The organism is Thermobacillus sp. ZCTH02-B1, from assembly GCF_002159085.1.
Classification (GTDB): domain Bacteria; phylum Bacillota; class Bacilli; order Paenibacillales; family Paenibacillaceae; genus Thermobacillus.
This window is the reverse complement of the sequence record NZ_LZRU01000043.1, coordinates 17,178-41,428: the sequence shown is the minus strand read 5'-3', so window position 1 is coordinate 41,428 and position 24,251 is coordinate 17,178. Positions and strand designations below refer to the sequence as shown.

The following is a 24,251-nucleotide window of genomic DNA, read 5'->3' as shown; positions in this document are numbered from 1 at the left end:
GTTTTCACCCCGGCCGGCTCAATACAGGCCTTCGCCCGTGATTTTTTTGCTCAGACGGTTCGCGAGGACCATCAGCAGGAATCCGACGACGGACTTGAACAGCCCGATCGCGGTGGTCAGGCTGTATTGGCCGCCGAGGATGCCGATCCGGTAGGTGTACGTGTCGAGCACGTCCCCCGTCTTGTAGGTGAGCTCGTTCAAGAACATGTAGATCTGCTCCGCGCCGAGATCGAGAATGTTGCCGATTCTGAGCAGCAGCAGGATGACAATCGTCGGCATGATCCCGGGGAGCGTGATGTGCAGAAGCTGTTGGAACCGGTTGGCTCCGTCGATTTTGGCCGCCTCGTACAGGGTCGGGCTGATCCCGGCCAGCGCCGCCAGGAAGATGATCGCGCTCCACCCCGTCTCCTTCCAGATACCGGTCCCGACGATGATCGAACGGAAATATTCCGCCTTCTGCAGGAAATTGATCCGCTCGAAGCCGAGCGATTCGATCAGGTTGTTCAGCAGGCCGGTCTGGACCGACAGAATCATATAGGTGAACCCGAACACGATCGTCCAGGAGAAGAAGTGCGGCAGATAGACGATCGTCTGCACCGTCCGCTTGAAGACCATGCTGCGCAGTTCATTGAGCAGCAGGGCCAGCAGAATCGGCGCCGGGAACGCGAACAGCAATTGGTAGAAACTGATGAGGAGCGTGTTGACGAGCAGCCGCCGGAGCTGCGGGTAGGTGAAGAACTGTTCGAACCATTTGAATCCCACCCACTCGCTGTGCCAGATGCCCTTGAAAATGTTGAAATTCTGGAAGGCGATGACGCTCCCCGACAGCGGAATGTATTTGAAAATGACCAGATAGGCCAGGCCGGGGAGCAGCATGATGTACAGCGCGCGGTTGCGCACCACGAATTTCAGCAGTCCGGCCGGCCCCGATCTCCGCTTTTCCGGCGGCGCCGGAATCGACGACGCACGGTCCATGGCGCTCTCCTTTCCGCGAATCCTGTCGCCCCGTGGCTATTTTCATTGTAGTTACGGACGAAACCGCTTTCCATTAGTCAATCTTTCGATTTACCCGTACAATCGTTCAAACGTTATCCGCCGCCCGCTCGGGCCGCCGCGACCCGCCGGCGGGTCACGTTTCGCCCTCCGCCGGACGGATGACGCTTCGCCGGAAAACGCGCGATCCCTGCGCCTGATACAGACGGCCGTCCGGACCGATCGCCAGGAGTTCGAACGGCTCCTCGTCGATCACGCGATGCTCCAGCGTCTCCGGATCGATCACGACGAGCTTCCCCGCCAGTTCGGCGTACAGGAGGCCGTCCGGGCCGAAGCGGAGGGCCGGCGGGCGGTACAGGCTGCCCGGGCTTTCGCCGGGAAAATAGACGCGGGATTTCACCAGGCGCATCGCGCCGCGTTCGTACGCAAAGACGGCGCCGCAGGCGATGCCCCACAGCAGGCCGTCGGGCCCGACGGCGAGCTCGCCGATCATTTTCGGAGGCACGCCGAGGCCGGGAATCTCGGGCGCGAACCGGCACAGCAGCCGGCCTTCGCGCGCGTCGAACGCGAACAGCTCCGCCCGGTCATGAACGGGGCGGCTTCCGAGGCCTCCCGCGATCGAGGAGCCGCCGTACACCACGCCGTCACGGTAAGCGAGGCTCACGATGCTCTGCTGCGGCACGATGCCCCGCAAGACGCGGATTTCGCCAGTTTTCGGGCGATAGACGGTCAGCGCCCCTTCCAGCAAGCCGTAATCCGGCACCGTGCCAAAAAAGACGAAACCGTCGCCCGAGGCGATCGCGAACGGGCGGTCCTGGCCTTCCCCGATAGCGAACAGCCGCTCCGGGTTGGCGCCCGGCCCCCTGAAGCCGGGAAGCGGACGGAACGGTTTCCGGGGATCGTAGCGGTAAATCACGGCCTGGGTGTACGTGCCGAAATAGACGCTCCCGTCATCGCCGACGGCGATCCCCTCGGTCTGGGGAAAATGGAGGAGTTCCCATTCAATCCGGTTGTCCTCCGGATTCCAGCGCGCAAGCCCCCGCTGATAGCCCCCCGCGATCAGACGTCCTTCGCCGTCGAAGGCGAGCGCCTGTACCTGCACGGGCCCGGGCTCGATCTCCAGTTCCACGCGCCGCGCGTCGCCGACGGCCGGATCGTACAGAAAGCATTCCCCGTAATTCGTCACGATCGCGAGCACCCTGCCGTCCGCGCCTCCGCCCGCGCCGCCCGGAGTCCGCGTACCCTTCCGGCCGACCCAGGCCATCGCCTTGATCCGGAGTTTCTCGTCGCACGTCCGCATCGGCAGCACCGCGAGCCGGCGAATGCGCCCCGCGCCTTCCCAGCGGTACAGGCCGGTACCCTTCGTGAAAAAGAGCCGTAGGCCGGTGTCGACGCCGGGCGCGCCTTCCCGAGGTTCCGCGCAGGCGAACCCGTCCGCTTCGAACCGGTCGACGATCCGGTATTCCCGCAGATCGAGCACGTGCATGTGCCCTTTCTGCACCTGAAACACCAGATGGTCGCCGAACACCCACAGCCGTTCGATAAATCCCTGTTTTCCCGTGACGCCGGGCAGATGGATTTTCGTCCGGCTGCCGTCCGCGGGATCGATCCTGACCAGCCCCGCCGTGCTGCCGAGGCCGACATACAGATACCGTTCATCCGCCGCGATTCCCCGGGCGTATTGTTCCCGCTCGTCAGCCATCCCCCAGTCGCGGAAGGCGGATCGGTTCGGGTCGTATTCGAAGATCCGGGCATTCGGGTAGGTGGCGCCGAAGATCGAATCGCCCCGCGGTGCGAGGTCCCACACGAAAGGATCCGCGGGATGCGCGCCGATTTTCTCCAGACGGGGGCTGTCGGGGTCATAGCGGTACAGCACACCGGTCAGGTCGCCGGCCAGGTAGACGCGTCCGTCCCGGCCGACCGTCATGCCCCAGACGACGTCCTCCCCCGGAATTTCGGCCCGGAATTTGCACCGGCCCGTCCAGAGATCGAGGCAATGGAACACCGCCGTCGAGCCGTTGGCCGCAAAGTAGATTTCCGCGTCGCGGCCGTCCCGGACGCCGACGGCGGCCGCCTGTCCGAGGAGCGTCCGCACGGGCTCCCCGAGAGGTTCCGGATCCCCGAACGCGAGATTTTGCAGCATGGGCATCCCCTTTCTTCGCATCGCGACGGCAGGTCGCGGTGTTCGCCACCATCTTACCGGGGCGGCCGCAAACGCCGCAATGAGAGGATCGTTCAATCTGCCGCGGCAATCGTCCCGTGCGGGAGCCGCGGCGGGAGGTTCGCCCGCGGAAGGTTCACCCGTCTCTGTAACGTGGTATCCGCGTTACGGCGGGTGGCAGACTCCGCAGGGGTTCACTGGCATCTGTAACATAAAAAAAGGCCGCCCGCATCCATCATCGCCGATGGCATGCGGGACAGCCCCAATCCGCTACAACTCCCGTCTTCCGAGCCGGACGATCTTTCCGTCGGCCGCCCGGCTCTCGTTCGCCGCTTCCAGGAAACGGATGATTTCGAACGTCTCATGCGGGGCGACCGCCGGCCGCCCGGTGCGGAACAGCTCCAGCACCCGACCGAGCAGGGCGGCGTAAAGCAGCATATAATCGGCGGGCGGTTCGACCAGATCGCGTCGATCCCCGTGATGGATCAGCGCACCGAACGCGCCGCTTCCCGTGCGGTTGCCGCGAACCGTGCCGATGCGGCCGTCCGCCCAGACGCCGACGATCAGCTCGTGATCGCCCGCCGCGATCGCGCTGACCTCCGCGCACCCCGGGCCGAACACCGCGTACAGCATCTCCACCGCGTGGATGCCGTACCAGAAATAGCCCGGTTGCGGCGGCTGAAACGGCATCGGCCCGAACACGTCCGCGCCGGTGACGGCATCGTCCGCGCCATATATGGACGCCTCTTCGGCGGCCGCATCTCCGTCGGCGGATGTCCGGCCGGCGGAACGGGCTGGCCCGCTTCCGTCGGAAGCCGGACTGCCCGAGGCGCGCGGCGCGGTCGCGGAGTCCACCCCGCCCCCGGCCCACCGTTCCGGCCCAAGCGCGAACCGCAGCGACGAGCAGCTCATGACCGGCACCCGGTGCCGTTCCGCGAGCCGCAGGATCTCCTCCGCGTCCCGGGACGAAACGGCAAGCGGCTTGTCGATGAACACCGGCTTGCCGTACGGCGCGATCCGGCGGAACAGCCCGGGATGCGTCCGTCCGTCGGCCGCCAGGAGCATGACCGCGTCGCACCGTTCGGCGACTTCTTCCGGCGAAGCGACGATTTCCGCGCCGAACGTCTCCGCCATCTCGCGGGTGAACCGCCCGACGCGCGAAATGCTCAATTCGAAATCCGACGAGCCTCCCGGCCAGGCGCAGACCACCCGTCCGCCCGGCACGTGGTGCGGATGACGCTCGTCGTGCAGCAGGCGCGTGAACGAGACGGCGTGGCTCGTGTCGAGCCCGACCATGCCGATCGCCAGCGTCCTCCGCTTCGTCTTCAGTTCCGGCGCCTCCGCCCGTTCAGACACGTTCCCACAGCCGCAGGACCTGCTCCCGCGACAGGCGCGACGCCTCAAAGCAGTCCTCCAGCCCTTCGAATTCGATCGAGATATAGCCGTCGTACCCGGACTCCTTGATCGCCTTCAGGATCGACCGCAGATCAAGATCGCCGTATCCCGTGATCGCGCCGCGGAACCAATGGCCCGCCGCTGTCCTGAACCAGCCCTTGCCCAACTCCATCCAGGCCGGCCGCACGTAGAAGTCCTTCAGATGGATCATGGACGCGTACGGCAGGTTCTTTTTCACCGAGGCGACCGGATCCTCGTCCACGCAGATGAAGTTGCCCGTGTCGAGCGTCGTCCGGAAATTCTGCCGGTCCACGAGCTGCACGAGCCGCTGCACCCGGTCCGCGGCCTGGATGAAATAGCCGTGGTTCTCGACGCTCGTCACGATGCCGAATTGCGCGGCGTAATCGGCCACGCGGCGGCACCCTTCCACGAGGCACGGCAGCTCCTGCTCGAACCGGTGGATCGTCGCCTCCGGCACCGGCACCGAGGCCACGTCGTGGCGCATCCGCTTCACGCCGAGCCGCGCGCCGATGTCGACGTGCTTCTTCAGCTCCGCGATCCGCGCTTCAAACGCTTCCTCCGAATCGACGATGAAATTGTTGCCGACCGTGTAGCTCGAGATCGCGATGCCGCACGCTTCGGCCGTCCGCCGGATCTCGTCGGCGAGGTCCGGATGGTTCAACAAATCGAATCCGACCGGTACGATCTCGATGTGCTCAAATCCTTGCTCCGCCGTCCAGTGCACCGCGTCGACGATCGTCATCCGCCCGTCGCGGATCGCCGGGTACAGGCTGTAGCTGCTCAATCCCAGCTTCACGTCCGTCCGCTCCTTTCGCGTGATGTCACGCCTGCCGGTAGGCCCGGATGAATTCCACCGCCTTGCGGATGTCCTCCTCGGGATCGTCGCCGACCTCGCGCTCGATGGTGAGGTATCCGGTGTAGCCGATGTCAACGAGCGCCTGGAAGTACGCGTCGAAGTCGACCTGACCCTCGCCGAGCGGCACTTCCTCGAAATACTCGCCGCTCCTGAGCAGCTCTATGACCCGGTCGTGATCCGGCGAGTCGAAGCCGACGGCGCCGTAGACGAAACGCGGATCGATCGGCTTGTGGCGGACGCCGTCCTTCACATGGGTGTGCACGATGTAGTCCTTCAGGATATGGACGCCCTTCACCGGGTCGTCGCCGGTCACCATGACGAAGTTCGCCGGGTCGAAGTTGACGGCCACGCCCCTGCTGCCGAGCGTGTCGAGGAAAGCGCGCAGATGGGCCGCCGTCTCCGGACCCGTCTCGATCGCGAAATGGGCGTTCAGGGAGTCCGCGTATTCCGCTAGCTCCCGGCAGGCCGCCTGCATCGTCGCGTAAATGCGGCTGTTCGGATCGTCCGGCACGATCCCGATGTGGGTCGTCACGATGTTCGTGCCGAGCTCGACGGCGAGGTCGAGGATGCGCTTCGATTTCTCGATCTTCCAGGCGTTGGCCTGCTCGTCCTGGAAGCCGTGCCCGCCGAGATCGCCGACGAGCGCTGAGATTTCGAGGCCGAGAGCCTCGATGACCTTTTTCAGTTCCTTGCGTGCGGCCGCGGACAGGTTGTCCGGGTCCATCTCGCCCTTGACGGCGTAGATCTGCACGCCCTCCGCGCCGACCGCCTTCGCCTTCTTCAGGCCCTCCCGCACGCCGACGCCGAAACTGTCGACTATGACGCCGATTTTGTTGTTCAGCTTCACCATGTTCTGTCCCCCGTTTCGGACGACATCCGTTCAGAATTGGATTTCCTTGCCAATCCGAGCCGACTCGTAGATGCCGGTCAGGATCTTCATCATTTCCACGCCATCCTCGACCGGGCTGAGCGTCTCCTTCTCGCCCTTCATGGCCGCGACGAACCAGGCGATTTCGTTCACGAAGGCCTGGTGGAAGTCGAACGTCGGATGGTCCATCTGCGGCGTGATTTCAAGGATGGTGTCGTATTTTTCGGTGATGATTTTCAGCTCGGGTTCCAGAATGATCCCGCCGCGCTCGCCGTACAGGCTGACCTCCACTCCGCGCTGCGTCCCGTGCAGCGTGAAGCTGACGTCGACCATGAGCGACGCGCCGTTCTCGAAGCGGACGAGCGCGTTCGCGAGGTCCTCGACCGTGTTGAACGACGGGTCGTAGTCGGCCGCCTTGTAGTATTCGAGATGCTTCACGTTGGCGCGGTTGCCGAGGTTCCGGTAGGTGTTGCCGCTGACCGACTTCACCTTCGGCCTGCCCATCAGGTACCAGCAGATGTCGATCACATGGACGCCGATGTCGATCAGCGGGCCGCCGCCGGAACGCTCGATGTCGGCGAACCAGCCGCCCGGATTGCCAAGCCGACGGAGCCAGGAAGCCTTCGCGTAGTAGATTTCGCCGAACTCGCCGTTGTCGATGAACTGCTTCAGCACTTCCGCGTTCGCGCCGTAGCGCCGAACGAAGCCGACCTGCAGCACCTTGCCGGTTCGCCGCACCGCCTCCTGGACCCGGAGCGCTTCGTCCATCGTCTTACAGAGCGGCTTCTCCACGAGGACGTGTTTTCCGGCTTCGAGCGCGGCGATGGAAATTTCCGCGTGCGTGTTGTTCCAGGTGCAGACGCTGACGCCGTCGATGTCCGGCTGTGCGATCAGTTCGCGGTAATCGGTGAAGACGCGGGAAGCGCCGTATTTTTCCGCCTTGGCCCGCGCCCGCTGCCCGTTCACGTCGCAGATCGCCGCGATCTCGACGTCCGGTTGCGCCTGGTACGCGTCCAGATGGAACTCGGAAATCGAGCCCGCTCCGATGACGCCGATCCTGATGGTCATCCGATTCCATCCCCTTTCCAGGTATGCCGGGCGGTCTGTCTGCCGCGGCCGTCCAGCCATATGGTTCCCCAATTTCCATGATACCGGCCACATTATATAAAGACAAGTCTTTATTATGTCTTTAATTAGCGCGACGTCGCCCGTCCCGTGATGGCCGTACTTGACACCCGGCGGCCGGTTGTGCCAATATCAGGGGAACGAATCCGTGACCGATTTTGACGCAGACGGTGCAGGTGATGGCGATCATGGACACCTTCGCGCGGACCGCCGGGCAGCACGAACGGCTGGCCCGGCTCGGCGAACTGGCCGACCGCTTCATGGCGGACGCGCACGCCGCCGACGGTGAGAATCGCATATCCGAGGGGTTCGTCCGGGCGCTGCGGGATATCGGCTATCCGGGCTGGCCCGTGCCCCGCGAGCGGGGCGGTCAGGGCATGACCGTCTACGAAATGGTGCTGTATCAGGAGCGGATCGCGCAGGGCGACCCGGCGACCGCGCTCGGCATGGGCTGGCATGTGAGCGTGCTGTCCGATGTCGTGCAGCGCCGGCCATGGCCGGACGAAATGCTCGACCGGATTTTCGAAGATACCGTGAAGCGCGGCGCGCTGATCAACAAAATGGCATCCGAGGCGGTCACCGGCAGCCCGTCCCGGGGCGGAAAGCCGGCCACGTACGCGGTCAGGGTGCCGGGGGGCTACCGCATCCACGGCCGCAAGACGTTCTCGACGTTCGCGCCCGTGCTGGATTATTTCATCGTCACCGCCGTCCTTCGGGATACCGGGGAGCTGACGGAATTCCTGATCCCGGCCGGCGCGGAGGGCATGACGATCGAACCGACGTGGGACATGGTCGGCATGCGCGGCACGGCGAGCCACGATCTCGTGCTGGACGGCGTCCTCGTGCCCGGGGAGGCGCGCGCCCTCGAGACGACGAAGCAGGTTCACGCGCCGAACCCGTTCCTGCTGCACGTCCCCGCCTGCTATCTCGGCATCGCGCTGGCGGCGCGCCGCGAGGCGCTGAAGTTCGCGGCGTCATACCAACCGAATTCGCTCGAACGGCCGATCCTCTATACGCCGAACGTCGGCCAGCTGCTGGGCGAGATGGATCTCGCGCTGACCGCGGCCCGGCACTTCCTGTACGCCGTCGCGGCGAAATACGACGAAGGAACGTATGATCCGGACGTTTACCCGGCGGAGATGGCCGCCGCGAAATCGTTCGCGGTGCAGACGGCGATCGCGGTCGTCGACAAGGCGCTGCGCATCACGGGCGCCCACGGGCTCGCGATGCGCCACCCGCTCCAGCGGCTGTACCGCGACGTCCGGTTCGGCCTCTCCAACCCGCCGATGGACGACGTGACGATGCGGCTGCTCGCGCAGCGCGCGATCCGCGAGGCGGAGGCGATGCGGTGACGGCCCGCTCAATGCATCGACCGGTCGGAAGACAGATTTCCGACCGGCCGTTTTCATTTCGGGGCCAATTTGGCATGATGGCTCCGAATCCGAAAAAATCCCGGTGCACAATTGCACTTGTCCGCGTCCGAACCTGAAGCGGCCGCCCCGGCTCACGCCAGCACGACCCCGGCCCCGCCCGGCACTTCGACGAGCCGGTCGTCGGCGTACAGCCAGACGCTCGTCGCGCTCGGATTCCGCACGATGCGGCAGTCCGCCGAGAACTGCAGCCGCTCGAACGCCTCCATGTAGTCGCGGATTTCGATGTTCGTCGCGTACCAGATGTCCGCACGTCCGCCGATAAATGCGCAGAACGATTCGATCAGATCCCAGTTGCCGTCCTGGTCGAACTCGTAGCTGTGCCCCCACACGTACATGAGATACAGATACTGCCGCTTGTTCAAGCCGACAAAAGCCTCCGCCCGCTCCATCAGCCGGTCCTTGTGGTGGCACGTCGGCATCCACTCGTACCAGTCGTCCGGCATCCCGAACCCGCCCGACGACGGCACGACGCGCGCATAGGCGATGCCGAGGCGGGGCAGCATGTCCCGGATCATCCGGTTGTGCGAGCCGTTCGGATACGACAGCCCGCGCACCGGTTCGCCGGTAATGCGCTCCAGCGCCTTGCGGTCCTCCATGATCTCGTGCACGATCGTCTCCTTCGGGCAGCGCGCGATCGTCGGATGCGTCAACGTGTGCGCCGCGATCTCGTGGCCCGCGTACAGGGTTGCCGCTTCCTCCGCGCCGATCCGCCCTTCGCTTCCGAGCAGCCCGCCGTTCAGGTGGAACGTTCCCCGCACGCCGTATTCGTTGAAGATCCGGACGAGCCGCCGGTCCGCCTCCTTCCCGTCGTCGTAGCTCATCGTGAGCGCCTTGTGCCGCCCTTCCGGAAAAGCCAGCACGATCCTCGGCATCTTCATCCCTCCGTTTGGTGCGTTGCGGTCAACCGATCATGCGGCATCCCGATTCCATTTCGTCTCCGTGCCGGGAAACTCCTTCCCGCATTCCGCAAAAACGAGCCGCCGAACCGCACCGAATCCTCATCCCCCGGGCCGCCGCACGTGCGGGATGACGCCCCGCTCCGCCAGCGCCTCCGCCGCGATCTCCGCCACGCGCAGCGCGCCGAGCTCGCTGAAATGGGTGTTGTCCTCCGCGCCGTCCGGGTAATTCGGAAGCTCGCCCGGCTTCGCGTGCACGAACAGCGCCTTGGACTGCTCCGGTCCGAGCCGCTCGTAGAGCTCCCGCGTCTTCGCCGCCAGGTCGATGAGCGGCACGCGCTCCTCCGCGGCGAGCCGGCGCACCGCGTCCGGATAGGCGCCGTGCGACTCGACGAGCCGGCCGCCCTCGCCGAACGTGCGCCGCTGCACCGGCGTCGCGAGGATCGGCCGCATGCCCCGCAGCCGGGCGGCCTCGATGTAGCGACGAAGCATCGCCGGGAACGCCGTCTCCGGATCCGTGTACCGGGTCGGATCCCCGATTTTCTCGTCGTTGTGGCCGAACTGGACGAGCAGGCAGTCGCCCGCCGAAGCCTCCTTCAGCAGCGCATCCAGCCGCCCCTCGAAAATGAAGCTGAGGGAACTGCGGCCGGACATCGCATGGTTGGACACCCGGACGCCTTCCGGCACGAACCGGTGCAGCATCTGCCCCCAGCCGGTGAGGGGCCAAACGTCGGCCGGCTGGTCGGCCATCGTCGAGTCACCCGCCAGAAAAATCGTAAACGGTCGGAAATCGGACATCGTGCAATTCTCCTCGCTCGGTTGATGGATCACGCTTCCCCGCCGGGATAAAGCGTCGAGTGGGACAGCCGCTTCGGCTGCGGCAGCGGTCCGGCCGAAGGCACGGCATGGAGCCGGACCCTGCGGCTCGCGAACACGGCCGCCGTCTCGTCATCATGCAGGACGACCTGCGTGAGGCCGGTGCCGGCCAGATCCGCGAACGCCGCATAGCCGTCCAGCGGGAAGGCGCAGACCGTCCGCCCCAGGCCGTCGTACAGGGCCGGCGGCAGCCCGCCGCCGCGCCGGTACGCGAGCATGCAGTCCGGCGCATCCGGGGTCCAGCCGGACAGCGGCTCCAGGATCGTAAGCCAGCCCGGCGTCCGGCGCTCCTCCTTCCAGAGCAGCCGCCCGCCGGCGTCGAGCAGGAACAACGCGTCCCGCCCCGCGCGGCCCCGCCCGTCGTCCTCGCGCACGATCCGGTCGACGCCCGCGATCTGCAGGCCCTTGAGCTCCGGGAGGAAGCGGCCGGGCGCGAGATGCTGCGGTTCGACCGCGCCCTCGTGGCGCCACAGCTCGCGGCCGTGCCGGTCGCACAGGACGACGGCGCTGCCGCCGATCGCGATCTCCGGCTCGCCGTCCCCGTTCACGTCGCCGACCCAGATGCAGTCGGCATGTTCCGAAAGCCCGGCCAGCGTCCAGAGTGGCCGGCCGTCGTGGTCGAGCAGGGTATAGCCGGCCATCACCTCGTCCCGGCCGTCGCCGTCGAAATCGTACACCCACGGATAATGGCCCGGATTGCCCTCGTGATGCCACAGGACGCGCCCGCTTCCGTCCATCGCCCAGACGTTCCGGTAGCGGTCCTTCAGCAGCCATTCGCCGCTGTAGCCGCGTCCGGTCAGGTCCGCCGGAATGATGCAGTCGTGCGCGTGCGGCGCGGGCAGCGGCAGGCTCGCCTTCACGCGGCCGCTCCTCCCGTCGAGCGCCTGGAGCCGCCCGTCCATGACGCACAGCACCTCGAGCCGTCCGTCGCCGTCGAAGTCGACGATCTGCGCCGGGTAGTCCGAGCCGGGACCGCCGGCCCATCGGCTCGGCCGGCCGGCCTGCCAGCGCAGCCGCCCGTCGAGATCGAACGCCGTGAGCGCCCCGACCTGATGGGGGATGTGGCGCACATCCTGCCGCTCGTCCGGCTGCACGAACAAAAGCTCCATCCGGCCGTCCCCGTCGAGATCGCCGAGGAGCAGCCGGCAGCGCGGACCGGCCGCGCGGATGTCGAGGGACGCGATCAGAACCGGCTGGTTCGATGTTCGTTCGCCGCCGGAGACGGCCGGCGCGGACTGCCCGCTCTCGCGGCGGCTTTCGCCTGCCGGCGGCATCCGCTCCCCGGACACCCGGATGAGGCCTTGCGGAACCGACGCCGGATCCCGGACGGTGCCGGAACGGCTCTCCGTCATGCTTCCGCCCTCCCGTCATGCATTCTGCTCCGCTCGCGGTACATGGTCGGCGTGACGCCCTCCAGCTTCTTGAAGATCCGGTTGAAATAGCTGTGACGGTAGCCGACCATGCCCGCGACGTCGTGGATCTTCAACTCCGACTCGCGGAGCAGCTGCTTCGCCTTCTCGAGCCGGAGCGCGGTCAGATAGTCGATGAAATTCACGCCCGTCGCCTGCTTGAACGCCCTGCTCAGCACGTACGGGCTGGTGCCGAGCGTCTCCGCGCAGCTCTCGAGCGAGATGTCGTCATGCATGTAATGGCGCTGCAGATATTCGGCCGCCTGCTCCGCGAGCCGCTTCACGCGGGCGTCCGAACGGGCTTCCCACGCGCGGAAATACGGCGCGAACACCCGGTCGAAAAACCAGCCCAGCATCCGCTTCGGCTCCCGCAGGCGCGCCAGTTCGGCGTACAGGTTCGCACCGCCGTACAGCCGGTTCGGATGGAAGCCCGACGCCATCATCGCGTGCTGCATCAGGCCGAGGAGCTGCAGCATTCCCTGCTGCACGTCGATCTCCTTCGCGCCGCCCCCGCAGAGCGAGTCGAGAAACGCCGCGAGATGCGCGCGGGCGCCGGCTTCGTCGCCGGTGCGCAGCGCGTGGATCAGCTCGCGCTCGAGCGCGAACGAATAGCGTAGTTCGGCGGCCGCGTCCTCGTCCGCCAGTTCCCGCTCCATGCGGATGATCTGGTTCGCGCGGTCCATCAGCCGCCGGCCGGCCGCCTGCCGCGCCCGCTCGAAGGCGAGCGGCACGTCCCGGATGCGCTCGACCGGTTCGCCGAACGCGAACACCGCGTGCAGGTGCAGGATGCGGTTGATCCTCGCCGCCGCCTCGCCGCAGAACGCCTCGATCACCTCCATCAGGGAGAAGCCGGGCGGCACGAACAGCAGCACGCCCGCCGACATGTCGTGGAAATGGATCGTCTCGCTGCGCGGAAACCGCGGCGCGGCAAGCTCCTCGAGCAGGTTCGCGGCGGCGAAGGAGACGAGCCCCTCGTCCCCTTCGCGGAATTTGCCTTCGCCGCCGAGCGGACCGATCAGCCGGACGTAGACGATGACGAACCGCGAGCCCTCCGTCCCCGGCAACAGCCGCTCCATGCGGCGGCGCAGATCCGCCTCCGAATAGGCGTGCAGGTGGCCCTGCAGCAGTTGGTGCAGGAAGCCGTGCTTCACGAACGGCAATTGCTCCCGGATCCGGTTGTGCAGTTCCGCCCGCTCACGGTTCAGGTCGAGCCATTCGCGCTCGATCAGCGTGAACTCGTCGCCGGCGGGCGCGCCGCGGCCGCCGGCGAACAGCGCGACGAGGCGCCGGATCGGCGAATAGATGCGCAGGGAAGCGAGCCACGCGAGGATCGCCGCAAGCCCCAGTGCGGCCAGGCTGACCAGCAGGATCGCCTTCGAGATGAACACGACCGGCGCCGTAATCTTCCCGATCGGCGACGCCGACACGTACCGCCAGTCGCTCGCGATGCGCGACAGCGTGCCGTAGGAGACGGCGTATGTCTGCCCCTTCCATTCGGTCAGGAACGAGCCGCTCCTTCCCCCCGCCGCATCGATCCGCTCCATCAGGGCGCGGACGAACGGCGAATCGGCGGAGCTCCCGTCCGCCGACAGCCAGAAACTGCCGGCCGGGTCCCAGGTGAACGTCACGCCCTCGTCATAGGGCGAGAGCGTGCGCAGCAGTTCCGCCAATCTCGCCTGATCGATGCGGAACACGAGCACGCCGAACGGCTCCAGGCTGCCGGCGGGCACGTGATGGACGAGCGCCGGTTCCCGCTCGTCCGGCCGGTCGGGATCGAACGCCCAATACGTCCAGTAGGTGAACCGGCGGTAGCGGATCAGCACCTCGTAGCGCTCGGCTCGCGTCTCGTCGAGCGCCATGTACTCCGGATGGAGCAGAACGGGGCGGGACCCGCCCACGTACAGCTCCGCCGACTTCACGATCGCGTTCGATCCCTGCATCGCGACGAGCGTCCGCGTCAGTTCCTGCGTCACGTTGAATTCGCGCACGAAGTCCGTCTCCCTGAGGCGCCAGTCGAACTTCGGATCGAATGCCCAATGCGACAGAAGAAGCTCCAGGTTTCCGAGCTGGTTGTCCAGATGCACGGAACGCTGCTCGATCTGGCTCACGTGGTTGTCCAGCAGCTCGCGCTCCACGCGGCCCGCCGTCAGCCCGTACAGGATCGAACCGATGATGAATCCCGGCACGCCCGACACGACGAACAGCAAGATCAGGCTGCGCCGATAGAAATGACCGCCGGACGCCATCCGGGCCGGCAGGCTGAAGATCCGCTTCCACACGCATCCATCCCCCGCTCCCCAAGCCGCCCGTCCCGCTGCGGGTCTTTTGCCTCCGATCGTACCGCATTCCGGCCGGAAGAAAAATTCAATTTTCCGTGCAATTCCTCCGATTTTCCGGCGGAATGAACCGTAAAGAGCCGCGCCCCGGAGGGACGCGGCCGACCGGACCCGCGCGCGGCTTACCGGTTCGCCGCGGCGTACAGCTCGTTCATTTCCTTCACCAGATCGTCGCCGCCCGACCTTCTCCACGTCTCGAACGCCTTGAGCAGCTCTTCCTCGCCGATCTGGCCGACGATGTACTTGATGCGGGCGTCGTTGATAATGTTGTCGAGCTGCTGCCCCTTCTGCGAATAGACGGTGGAGATGAACGGTTCCGCCGGGTTCGGCACGACGTACTGCTCGGCTTCCTTCTGCAGTTCCTCCGTCTTGATGCGGAGCGGCGTCTGCTTCACCTTCAGCCCCTGGTCTTCCGGAATGAACGGCAGCATCTGGTTCAGGCCTTCGACTTCGGACTCGAGCTTGACCGTGTCGCTGATCCTCACCGCGTAGCCGTCCTCGACCGTGTAGTGGACGCCCTCGATGCCGAAGTTCGCGAGCGTCTGCATCTCCGGCTCGTTCATTTTGTCGAGGAACGCGAGGACGCGGTCCAGCTCCTCCTCCGTCTTGACCGACGACTTCGGAATCGCGAGCAGCCCCGCGAAACCGGAGGTCGGCAGCGCCCGCAGGCCGTGATCGCCGACGACGCCGATCATGTTGTCGACGAAATGGACGTCCGGCTGGTCCTTGCCCTGCTCCGCGAGCATCCGGTGGATCGCGTCGTCGAGCCGCGCCGCGTTGTCGGTGACGTCGACGATGACGCCGGCCTGCCCGTTCACGACCGGGTCATTCCACTTCGCGGAGTCGAACACGGCGAAGTCCTGATTGATGAGCCCTTCGTCATACAGCTTCTTCATGAAGCGGAGCGCTTCGAGATATTCCGGCGTCTCGTGTTCCGGCACGAGCTTCCCGTCGACGACGCCCCATTTGTTCGGCGCGCCGAACCACAGTTTGATGATGTCGAAGCCGCTCGCCCACTGGCCGGTCCATTTGACGAGCACCATGCCGTAGGTGTCGTCCTTGCCGTTCCCGTCCGGGTCCTGCTCCTTGAACGCCTTCAGCATGTTGTAGAAATCGTCGATCGTCTTCGGCGGCTCGAGCCCCAGGTTCTCGAGCCAGTCCTTGCGGTAATTGATGCCGTTGCGTCCGAGCGCGCGGCCGCGATAGACGCCGTAGTTCTTGCCGTCGATCGAGGAGTTTTGCATGATGACCGGGTTCGCCAGGGACAGGTACGGGTAGTTCTTCATTTTCTCGCCCACTTCCCAGAACGCGCCCGCCCTCACCGCGTTGACGAAGTTCGGGTTCTTCACGTCCGGCACGTAGATGATCGTCGGCAGCTTGCCGGAAGCGAGCGTGATGTTGAACTTGTCGGTGTAGGACGAGTTCGGCACCCATTCGAAATGCAGCTTCACGTTCGCCCGCTTGTTGATCTCCTGCACGACCGGGCTGTCGTCGGACGGATAATTCGTCTTGAAGATCGGCAGCATGATGCTGATCTCCATCGGCGGCTCCGGTTCGGACGCGTTCGCGTCTCCGCCGTTCCCCGCGTTCGATGCGCCGGATTCCGTCCGGCTTTCCGGATTGCCGCCGGAGCCGCCGGCATCGCCGCCCGAACCCGAATTGCCCGCTTGGCCGCCGCCGCACGCCGACAGCAGGCCGAGCACGAGCAGCAGCGCCGTCAGGATGGCGGCCCATCGTTTCGCTTTTCTCATGCCGCAGAAACCTCCCTTTTCATTTGGCTGAAAATGGTATCGCATATCCGTCACCCCTTCACCGAACCGAGCAGCACGCCCTTGGCGAAGTGTTTCTGCAGGAACGGATAGACGATCAGAATGGGAATCGTGCCGACGACGATGACCGCGAGCTTGATCGACTGGTCCGGCGGTTTCTCGAAATTCGGGTCCATGGCGTTCAGATCGCCCGCCGCCATCTGGGACAGCATGACGATCTGGCGCAGGATGACCTGCAGCGGCCACTTCGACGGCTCGTTGATGTAGAGCAGCGCCGAGTAGTAGTTGTTCCAGTGGCCGACCGCGTAGAAGAGCGTGAACGTCGCCAGCACCGGCATCGACAGCGGCAGCACGATCCGCCACAGCAGTGCGAGATCGTGGCAGCCGTCGATCTTCGCCGCGTCCTCGAGCTCCGCCGGTATCTCCTGGAAGAAGTTCTTCACGATGATCAGGTTGAACGCGCTGATCGCGCCGGGCAGCATGAGCGCCCAGTACGTGTCCAGCAGATGGAGCTCACGGACGACCAGATAGGTCGGAATCATGCCGCCGCCGAACAGCATCGAGAACACGACGAGGTTGAGCACGAAGTTGCGGCCCGCCAAATGCCGCTTCGAGAGCGCGTACGCCATCGTCACGGTGAAGAACAGGTTGATCAGCGTCCCGACGGTCGTCACGTAGATCGAGACGCCGATGCTGCGCACGATCGTGTCGGTCGAGAAGATGTACGCGTACGCGGCGGTCGTGAACCTTTCCGGAATGAGGAAGAACGCCCGCCGGGTCAGCTCCGTGTCCGACGCGAACGAGCCGGCGAAGACGTAGAGGAACGGCAGCACCGCCGCAAGGGCGAACAGGCTGAGAAACAGGTAGTTGCAGATGTCGAAAATCGTTCCGGGAATGGTACGGTAATGCCTCATGGCTCCTCGCTCCTCCCGTCCGCCGCGTCAGTAAATGCCGGACTGACCGAATTTCTTCGCGGTCCAGTTCGCCAGCGTCACCAGGATGATGCCGACGACCGACTTGAACAGGCCGACCGCCGTGCTGTAGCTGAACGCGCCCTGGGTGATGCCCATGAAGTACACGTAGGTGTCGAACACCTCCGCCACTTCGCGGTTGAGCGGATTCAGCATCAGGTAGATCTGCTCGAAGCCGTTGTCGAGCACGTCACCCATGCGCAGGATGAGCAGGATGACGATCGTGCTGCGGATCGCCGGCAGCGTGATGTGCCACATCTGCTGCCAGCGGTTCGCGCCGTCGATGATCGCGGCCTCGTACTGCTCGACGTCGACGCTCGCCAGCGCGGCGAGGAAGATGATCGTGCCGAAGCCGCACTCCTTCCAGATCGTCTGGAGGATGATGATCGGCCGGAACCACGCCGGGTCCGTCAGGAAGCTGATTTTAAAGCCGAAATAATGGTCCAGCAGTTCGTTCACGATGCCGCCCTCCGTCGTCAGGAAGACGTAGGTGAGACTCGCGACAATGACCATCGAGATGAAGTGCGGCACGTAGACGAGCGTCTGGATCGTCCGCTTGAACAGCGCGATGCGCACTTCATTCAGCAGCAGCGCCAGGATGATCGGCGCCGGGAAGAAGAAGATCAGGTTGTAGAACGACAGGATCAGCGAGTTCCGCAGCAGCATGAAGAACTCCGGGTTCGTGAAGAAGACCCGGAAATGTTCGAACCCGACCCATTCGCTCTTCCAGAAGCCGTGGTACGGCGAGAAGTTCTGGAACGCGAGCAGCACGCCCCACATCGGGACATATTTGAAGATCAGAAAATAGAGAAGTCCCGGCGCGAGCAGAACGTACAGCCAGCGGTTCTTCCAGAGCCGGCCCCACTTCGTCGATCCGCCCATCCGGGCGGCCGCCGGTCCGGCGACGGTCGCGTCTGCGCCGGCAGCGGCCGCGGTTGAAGTCGCGGTCGGCTTCATCCGGCGGTCACCTCCCTGTCGGATGCGGGCGGCGCCGATCCGGCCATGGACGCCGGATCCGCGGAGGGCTCCATCCTTCCTGCGTGCGGCGTATGGATGCGCGGAACCGGCACCTTTGCCCAATCGATGTCCGTTGCCAAATAGAAACCCGGATAGGCCGGCTGGTTGTAGACGACGTTCTGGTTCGCGATGCCGACCCGGTATTGCGGATCGTGCATCAGCGTGTACAGCTTGCGATCGGTCAGCTCGGTGCTCATGTAGATGCGGATTGCCGAGCTGTCCGCCGTGCGCACGACGAGCTCCTCCCGCCAGTCGCCGAACAGGTCGGCGACGAGGCACGGGTTGCCCTTCGTGCCGTTGTTCGTGCGGGTGCCGTGCGCCGTCAGCAGCCGGCCGCGCTTCCAATCGTCGATGGCCGCCGGCTCGTCGAACGTGCCGGTGACGATCTGCGTCGTCATGTCGGCCGCCCAGCGGATGTTCATGTTCGTGCCGGGCGCATCCCGGGAAATCCGTTCGCCCCGGCACGTCATGAGCCCGAACGGCTCGCGCCCGGCGTGGTCGGCCGATGCCCAGACCTGCAGGCCGCGGCGCGACGGGTCGACCTGGCCGATCATGCCGCGGCCGACATCGCCTTCGGCAGGGGCGCCGAACAGCACCTCGCCGGTCGCCGCGTCGCGCAGCGCGAACCCGTACGGAACGTGGCGGCCGCCCTCGTGCACCATGAAGATCTCGAGCCCCGGGCGGTCCGGATCGATGTCCGCGACGTGGAGCGCGTCGCCGTGCCCGAGTTTGACGAGCCGGCCGGGCGCGGCGCTCCCCGGCGACATCAATCCCCGCGACACATAAAGCAACGTGCCGTCGTGGTCGATCGTCGCCGCGCCGTAGACGAGCTCCTGGCACCCGTCCCCGTCGACGTCGGCGACGGCGAGGGAATGGGCGCCCTGGCCCGCCAGCGCACCGTAAGCCGGATCGAGGCCGTCCTCCGCGCGGAGCGCGTCGTTGAACGGGTTGTCCATCGGCACCCAGCCGCTGTCGATGCTCCAGTGCTCGCGGAGCTCGCGCCCGTCCCAGCGGTACGCGACGACCGCCGCGCGCGTGTAATAGCCCCGCGCGAAGACCGCGTACGGCCGCTCGCCGTCGAGATAGGCGACGGCGGCGAGAAACCGGTCGACGCGGTTGCCCGGCTCGATCCGGCGCCAGGCGTAGTCGCCCCACAGGAGGCCGTCGTCGTGCCGCCCGGGCTTGTAGCGGATCGTCCGCAGTTCCTCGCCCGTCGCGCCGTCGAAGACGGTGAGATACTCCGGCCCGCCGAGGATGAATCCCTCGAACTCGCGCAGCCGGTTGCGGGGATCGCGGCCCGGCGCGTAAACATCGAAGAAATAGTCGCGAAGCCGCTCCGCGTCCGCGCGGGACAACGGATAATCGAACCGCCGGTTCCAGCCGAGCGCCTCCTCCACCCGGGCGGGCCAGCGCCCGGCCTTCACTTCTTCGTGCTCATGCCAACGCATGAACATGCGGACGACGTGCTCCGCATAGTCTTCGGCGCTCATCCGGTAGTCGTCGGCGTGGCTGTATCCGGCCGCGATGTCCTCCGGAGGCATCGTGATGTATGCTTCCCGCTCGGGAAGGCCGTCCGCCCCGAAGCGGATCGTCTTCGTGCCCGGCGCCGTTTTGCAGATCAGCTCCGCACGGCCGTCGCCGTCGAAATCGTAGACCAGGAATTGCGTGTAGTGGGCGCCCGCGCGGATGTTGACGCCGAGGTCGAGCCGCCAGAGCAGCGTCCCGTCCTCGCGGTAGCAATCGATATAGACGCTGCCGGTGTATCCGGGCTGGGACACATCCTTCGAGTTGGACGGGTCCCATTTCACGAAATATTCGTATCGGCCGTCCCCGTCCGCGTCGCCGACGCTCATGTCGTTCGCGGCATACGTGTACGGCCTGCCGTCCGGCGTGACGCCGTCCGCAGGCTTCTTCAGCGGAATTTCGAGGTACGGTCCCGGCCACGGACGGACTTCCCGGCTGCGGTCCGTTTCCCGCCCGTTGATGACAGCGCATACAAAATAACGCGAATCCAGGGTTCCGTCGGGATCCAGGTAGTTCGTGGAATGCCCGATGTCGGCGATGCGGACGCCGTCCCGATAAATTCGGAAAGCCGGCCCGGCCATGCCGCTGTCGGTATGCCCGGTCACTTCCGTGCCGAGCAGCCGCCAGCTCAGATAAATCCCTTCATCGGTTCGTACGGCCGCAAGCCCCCGGTCCAGCGCTTCCATTTGAACCGTCTTGGCGCCCGCCGGCGGATTGGCATGGGTTTCGTTGGTCGGCAAGTGGCTCCCTCCCGACTCCGAAGGTACGGGAGGAAGCGTTTTCAGGCAATCGCACAATTTTGCGCAGGGGGGATTCAGGGGATTGGACTTTTTTGCGGAGATGCGATTTTTTTGCGGAGAGGCCCTTGCCCGTGCATGGCAGCGTCAAGTATGGTTATGGAGCAAGCATTCTTCCGGCGGATAGAATAGACTTGGAATCAACGGCGAATCATCCCGTTTGCCCGCGAAAGGCAGGTCTACGCCCCATGACGGCATCGCACCGACGCGCCATCCGGATCAAACGCATATACGAACCGCCCGACTCCGACGACGGCCTGCGCGTGCTGATCGATCGCCTCTGGCCGCGCGGCGTGTCCAGGGAGCGGGCGGCAATCGACGAGTGGATGAAGGAGATCGCGCCGAGTCCCGAGCTGCGCGCGTGGTTCGGCCACCGGCCGGAGCGCTTCGAAGCGTTCGCGCGCCTGTACGGGCGGGAACTCGCGGAGGATCCGGTCCGGCTCGCGCTGGCGGACCGTCTGTGCGCGATCGCCCGCGAACGCACCGTCACGCTCGTCTACGCCGCGAGGGATCCCGTGCACAATCACGCCGCCGTGCTGCGGTCCTGGCTCGAACGGCGGATGGAATCCGGCGCGCCGGGCCGGTCCGAACGGCCGCCCGGTCCCTGATCGGGACGTCCCGATCGAACACCCGAAGCAGGGGCGGAAAAACACGAACGCCGGCCCGCATTGCGGCCGGCTTCGCCTTTCTGGCGGACCTTATTTCAAAATGTCGAACCGGATGTCGTGCCGGCCCGCGAACTCCGCCTCCTTCAGGGGTTCCTCTCTTCCGTCTTCTTCGGCGGGTGACTCGGATGCTCCCGCCATCGATGGTTTTCGCGCCGGATGCTCCGGTCATTTCACGGGTTCCGCCCCCTCCATGCCGGACCCTTCCGTCAGCATCGGCTCGTACATCATGATCGCGTGGTTCTCCGTGATGAATTCGTCGTCAACCAGTTCATGATCCGGCGTGTACACCTTCCTGTAAATGCTGTTGTGTCTGACATAACCGCCCCAATACTCCTGCGTAATCCAGTGCTCTTTTTCGTATACCTCGTACTTCAAAAGCGGCGGCGATGTCAATCTCCATTCTCCGACCAGATGCGTATCCGTCAAACGGATGATCAATTGGTACGGGTCGCGGGTCCGGTTTTCAATCTGCAGATCGAGATAATTGTAGGCGACCGTGGCTCCGGTACCGAAGGGCTGCTCCCTTCCCGAATCGGGGAACACATCGTAGCTGTGCCGATATCGCTCCGTCACGGTCAACGGCGTGTGCAAGGTCATCCAGTAAATCAAATTCGACAGTTGACACAGCCCTCCGCCCACGCCCGTCCCCACTTTCCCGTAAAAGAGCACCATGCCTTCCACGTAGCCTTTTCTTCTCGTCGGATTGCCGATCAACCGCCAGAAGGAGAAGGTTTCTCCCGGCATCACGATGATCCCGTCCACCTTCCGGGCGGCGATGCGCAGATTCCGCACTTTGTTGTGCTGCAGCCACATGTCCACATTTTTGAGCTGACGAAGCAGGGGAGTCCTGTGGGTGAAGATGACATGGGGAAGCAGCGAGCTCTCCCGACGGGAAGCATACGTTTTGCCGCCGAAATGCCATTCCCAATACCGCTTCAGGCGATAGTATTTTCTGCCCAGCCAGATCCTTGGCCGGCTTCGTCTCACGGGTCTCATCGCATTCATCCGCAATCCGCATCCCAAACGGATGGAAGGGGCGAATCGGCCCCTTCCGGTCAGAATTCGGGAATAAACTCGTCCCGGATTCCCATCAGTCCGTCGCCATATACAATTTGAAAGAGGTGTTCCTCTCCCTGGCCGTTGCTCACGACGAATAAGAATTTGTCCTGATAGCGTACCGCCGGACTCGCGCCGTCCAGGAACTTCTTGTATTGGTTGATCGTCTCTTCCGCCACCCAAACGGGAACATCCAGGTCGTCCGGATTGAGAAACGCGGCCAGCCCTTGCGCATCTTCGGCTTCGATCAGTTGCATGTACCTCGAGACCATGTCGAATGCAAAGGGGAAATACCGGATATAGGGGTTGTAGTAATAAACCTGGGAACCGTTTTCTCCGAAACTGACCAACAGCACGTTCTCGTGGTCATCAAACCGGCTCGCATCCCCGTTGTCCTTCAGAATGAATTCGAATTGTCCCGACTCGGGCAACCACGAAGTTCCTTCTTCATTCGCCTCCGCGACGAGGGAATCCAGATCGAAGTTGATTTCGAATCCTTTGATGATGTTCTCCGCCATCCCCTGGTCGAACGGAATGGCATGAAATTGCCCCGTGTATTCCAGCAGCCCGGCAAGCACCGATGCATCACGAGCCTTCAAAGCGTCCAGAAGCTTTCCGGCTTCATCGTAGGCGGTCGAGAGGTCCGGGGATTTCGGATCCTCAGCCTGTTCGGATTCTTCGGAGCCGGTGTCGGACATCTCCTCTCGATCCGTATCGGTATTGCCGTCTTGAACGCCCGAATCCTGATCCGCCGGTTGGTCTTCCACGCGTTCCCCGACGTCAGGCGTTGCGATTGCATGCTCCTGTACATTGGGATCATTCGAGCACCCGGACAGCAACAGCAGGACGAGTAACATGCACATGAAAACCCGCATCATAACGGCCTCCCGAACATCCAGCAACGGATTTTCCAGGTTGATCAATGGACGATTTGCCGGCTTTTTTCGTTTATGGCTTCTATTTCTCTGTCTTTGACGAAAAATCCTTCCAGTTACTCCATCAACATGTAATTTCCTGTCAACGCCATGAAGTCTGCTCCAGGCGGTTCCGTTCAGCCGGATTCGACCGTTGTCCGGATGCTCCGGCCGTCGATGTCAACCAACAGGATGACGTATTCCATCCATCTGCGCTTGAACGGCCTCTCCCCGGCAAGACTCAACCGGGCCGGAATTGCAATTTCTCTTTCAATCTTTTTACTTTCTCCAATTCGCGCGCGTATTGGCCGTTTGAAATCCAGCTTGCGACGAATGGATTCCAGGCCTTTCAAATCCGTGATTTCAACGAAATCGTTTTGGGGATTACGCGCCACATCGTCCAAATCCGTCACGTTGCGACCGGGTTTCAATGATATAAGATTTGACCTGGAACATTCCAACCTCCGGCTACGCTTGGTTGACGGTGCACAGTTTGCTCCCGGTTACCATCCATGCTTCCGTCTTCTTCACTCGTCAACGATCTTCAGTTGAGGCCAGTATTCCAGCCATTTCTTGCGTTCGATTCGCGCGTAAAAATCGTCCTGATCCGTAAAGTACGGACTCCTGCGTATGACAAGATGGAACAAATCGTCCAGTCCGTGCGGAGCGGTAACCTTGATATCATTCCCTTCAAGGCTTATGCCGACCGCAGTGGCCGTCTCCGGCCATCTTTTCATCGCATCCGTTAAGGACGCATACGGCTTTTCCCGATTTCTGGCATGCATTCGGGCCTGGTTCTTGAAGGACCAATTATAGTCGTTCACTTCTTTTCTCAAAAGATGCTCGTACCGCTTTTCAGACTCCTCGGTAAGATCGGAAGCATCAAAATAGATGACATCCACGTCATGTAAAGGTGTTCTTGCCGAATAACCGTGCAGATAGTCCCATACATGGTTTCGGACATAACCGGCGGCAATGCACCAATGCGATAATCCCAGTCCCTGAACAAGTCTCAAATCCCTCATCAAGTGCTCATAGGTTTTCATGATCCGGATCAGCTTTGCTTCCAGCATCATGGCCCCCTGAACCGAATAACCCGTTTCCAATGAAGATCAACCATACTACCTGCTGATCGGCTGCTTGTGTAAAATTTTATAACCATTTCG

Annotated in this window: 20 protein-coding genes; 2 read left to right on the top strand and 18 right to left on the bottom strand. The window is 64.0% G+C overall.

Going from position 1 to position 24,251, the window contains the following annotated elements:
- Window positions 1-18: 18 nt before the first annotated feature.
- The 6 genes from A9Z00_RS14850 to A9Z00_RS14825 form a co-directional block, all read right to left on the bottom strand.
- Window positions 19-975, bottom strand: coding sequence for an ABC transporter permease (locus tag A9Z00_RS14850; RefSeq protein ID WP_296979088.1), 957 nt, complete (start codon window positions 973-975; stop codon window positions 19-21).
- Between the two features lie 154 nt (window positions 976-1,129).
- Window positions 1,130-3,142 (bottom strand): hypothetical protein, encoded by a 2,013-nt coding sequence (locus A9Z00_RS14845; RefSeq protein ID WP_296979086.1) that lies wholly within the window; start codon window positions 3,140-3,142, stop codon window positions 1,130-1,132.
- A 282-nt stretch (window positions 3,143-3,424) separates the two neighbouring features.
- Window positions 3,425-4,450, bottom strand: a complete 1,026-nt coding sequence (locus tag A9Z00_RS14840) for a Gfo/Idh/MocA family oxidoreductase (RefSeq protein WP_296979232.1) — start codon at window positions 4,448-4,450, stop codon at window positions 3,425-3,427.
- A gap of 52 nt (window positions 4,451-4,502) precedes the next feature.
- A complete protein-coding gene (locus tag A9Z00_RS14835) occupies window positions 4,503-5,366 on the bottom strand; it encodes a sugar phosphate isomerase/epimerase family protein (protein ID WP_296979085.1) in 864 nt (287 codons plus the stop codon).
- 25 nt (window positions 5,367-5,391) lie between these two features.
- Window positions 5,392-6,276: a sugar phosphate isomerase/epimerase family protein gene (locus tag A9Z00_RS14830; RefSeq protein ID WP_296979084.1), complete on the bottom strand. Its 885-nt coding sequence runs from the start codon at window positions 6,274-6,276 to the stop codon at window positions 5,392-5,394.
- Window positions 6,277-6,306: 30 nt separating this feature from the next.
- Window positions 6,307-7,362: a Gfo/Idh/MocA family protein gene (locus A9Z00_RS14825; protein ID WP_296979083.1), complete on the bottom strand. Its 1,056-nt coding sequence runs from the start codon at window positions 7,360-7,362 to the stop codon at window positions 6,307-6,309.
- A gap of 236 nt (window positions 7,363-7,598) precedes the next feature.
- On the opposite strand from A9Z00_RS14825, the gene A9Z00_RS14820 reads away from it, so the two are divergent.
- Window positions 7,599-8,771 (top strand): acyl-CoA dehydrogenase family protein, encoded by a 1,173-nt coding sequence (locus tag A9Z00_RS14820; RefSeq protein ID WP_296979081.1) that lies wholly within the window; start codon window positions 7,599-7,601, stop codon window positions 8,769-8,771.
- 152 nt (window positions 8,772-8,923) lie between these two features.
- Here A9Z00_RS14820 and A9Z00_RS14815 read toward each other — a convergent pair whose 3' ends face one another.
- The 8 genes from A9Z00_RS14815 to A9Z00_RS14780 form a co-directional block, all read right to left on the bottom strand.
- Complete coding sequence (locus A9Z00_RS14815) at window positions 8,924-9,724, bottom strand: polysaccharide deacetylase family protein (protein ID WP_296979080.1); 801 nt, start codon at window positions 9,722-9,724, stop codon at window positions 8,924-8,926.
- Window positions 9,725-9,850: 126 nt separating this feature from the next.
- Window positions 9,851-10,546: a rhamnogalacturonan acetylesterase gene (locus A9Z00_RS14810; RefSeq protein ID WP_296979078.1), complete on the bottom strand. Its 696-nt coding sequence runs from the start codon at window positions 10,544-10,546 to the stop codon at window positions 9,851-9,853.
- Between the two features lie 29 nt (window positions 10,547-10,575).
- Entirely contained in the window at window positions 10,576-11,976 is a 1,401-nt protein-coding gene (locus tag A9Z00_RS14805) for an FG-GAP-like repeat-containing protein (protein ID WP_296979076.1), read from the bottom strand.
- A complete protein-coding gene (locus A9Z00_RS14800; RefSeq protein WP_296979073.1) occupies window positions 11,973-14,312 on the bottom strand; it encodes a helix-turn-helix transcriptional regulator in 2,340 nt (779 codons plus the stop codon). Before A9Z00_RS14800 ends, A9Z00_RS14805 begins: the two co-directional genes overlap by 4 nt.
- Window positions 14,313-14,491: 179 nt before the next feature.
- Window positions 14,492-16,120, bottom strand: coding sequence for an extracellular solute-binding protein (locus tag A9Z00_RS14795; protein ID WP_296979071.1), 1,629 nt, complete (start codon window positions 16,118-16,120; stop codon window positions 14,492-14,494).
- A gap of 50 nt (window positions 16,121-16,170) precedes the next feature.
- Window positions 16,171-17,052 carry a carbohydrate ABC transporter permease gene (locus A9Z00_RS14790; protein WP_296979069.1) on the bottom strand — a complete coding sequence of 294 codons (882 nt, stop codon included), beginning with the start codon at window positions 17,050-17,052 and terminating at the stop codon, window positions 16,171-16,173.
- A 27-nt stretch (window positions 17,053-17,079) separates the two neighbouring features.
- Window positions 17,080-17,991 (bottom strand): ABC transporter permease, encoded by a 912-nt coding sequence (locus tag A9Z00_RS14785; protein ID WP_296979230.1) that lies wholly within the window; start codon window positions 17,989-17,991, stop codon window positions 17,080-17,082.
- Between the two features lie 71 nt (window positions 17,992-18,062).
- Window positions 18,063-20,336: a rhamnogalacturonan lyase gene (locus tag A9Z00_RS14780; RefSeq protein ID WP_296979229.1), complete on the bottom strand. Its 2,274-nt coding sequence runs from the start codon at window positions 20,334-20,336 to the stop codon at window positions 18,063-18,065.
- A gap of 299 nt (window positions 20,337-20,635) precedes the next feature.
- Between A9Z00_RS14780 and A9Z00_RS14775 the strand changes: the two genes are divergently transcribed.
- Window positions 20,636-21,055, top strand: a complete 420-nt coding sequence (locus A9Z00_RS14775) for a DUF488 domain-containing protein (RefSeq protein WP_296979067.1) — start codon at window positions 20,636-20,638, stop codon at window positions 21,053-21,055.
- Between the two features lie 225 nt (window positions 21,056-21,280).
- Here A9Z00_RS14775 and A9Z00_RS14770 read toward each other — a convergent pair whose 3' ends face one another.
- From A9Z00_RS14770 to A9Z00_RS14755, 4 genes are all read right to left on the bottom strand, one after another.
- Complete coding sequence (locus tag A9Z00_RS14770; protein WP_296979066.1) at window positions 21,281-22,126, bottom strand: VanW family protein; 846 nt, start codon at window positions 22,124-22,126, stop codon at window positions 21,281-21,283.
- A 44-nt stretch (window positions 22,127-22,170) separates the two neighbouring features.
- The gene (locus A9Z00_RS14765; protein WP_296979064.1) at window positions 22,171-23,046 is read right to left on the bottom strand and encodes a hypothetical protein; all 876 of its coding nucleotides are present in this window, start codon (window positions 23,044-23,046) and stop codon (window positions 22,171-22,173) included.
- A 176-nt stretch (window positions 23,047-23,222) separates the two neighbouring features.
- Window positions 23,223-23,498, bottom strand: a complete 276-nt coding sequence (locus tag A9Z00_RS14760; RefSeq protein ID WP_296979062.1) for a hypothetical protein — start codon at window positions 23,496-23,498, stop codon at window positions 23,223-23,225.
- A gap of 114 nt (window positions 23,499-23,612) precedes the next feature.
- Window positions 23,613-24,158, bottom strand: a complete 546-nt coding sequence (locus tag A9Z00_RS14755) for a nucleotidyltransferase family protein (protein ID WP_367189634.1) — start codon at window positions 24,156-24,158, stop codon at window positions 23,613-23,615.
- Window positions 24,159-24,251 lie beyond the last annotated feature (93 nt).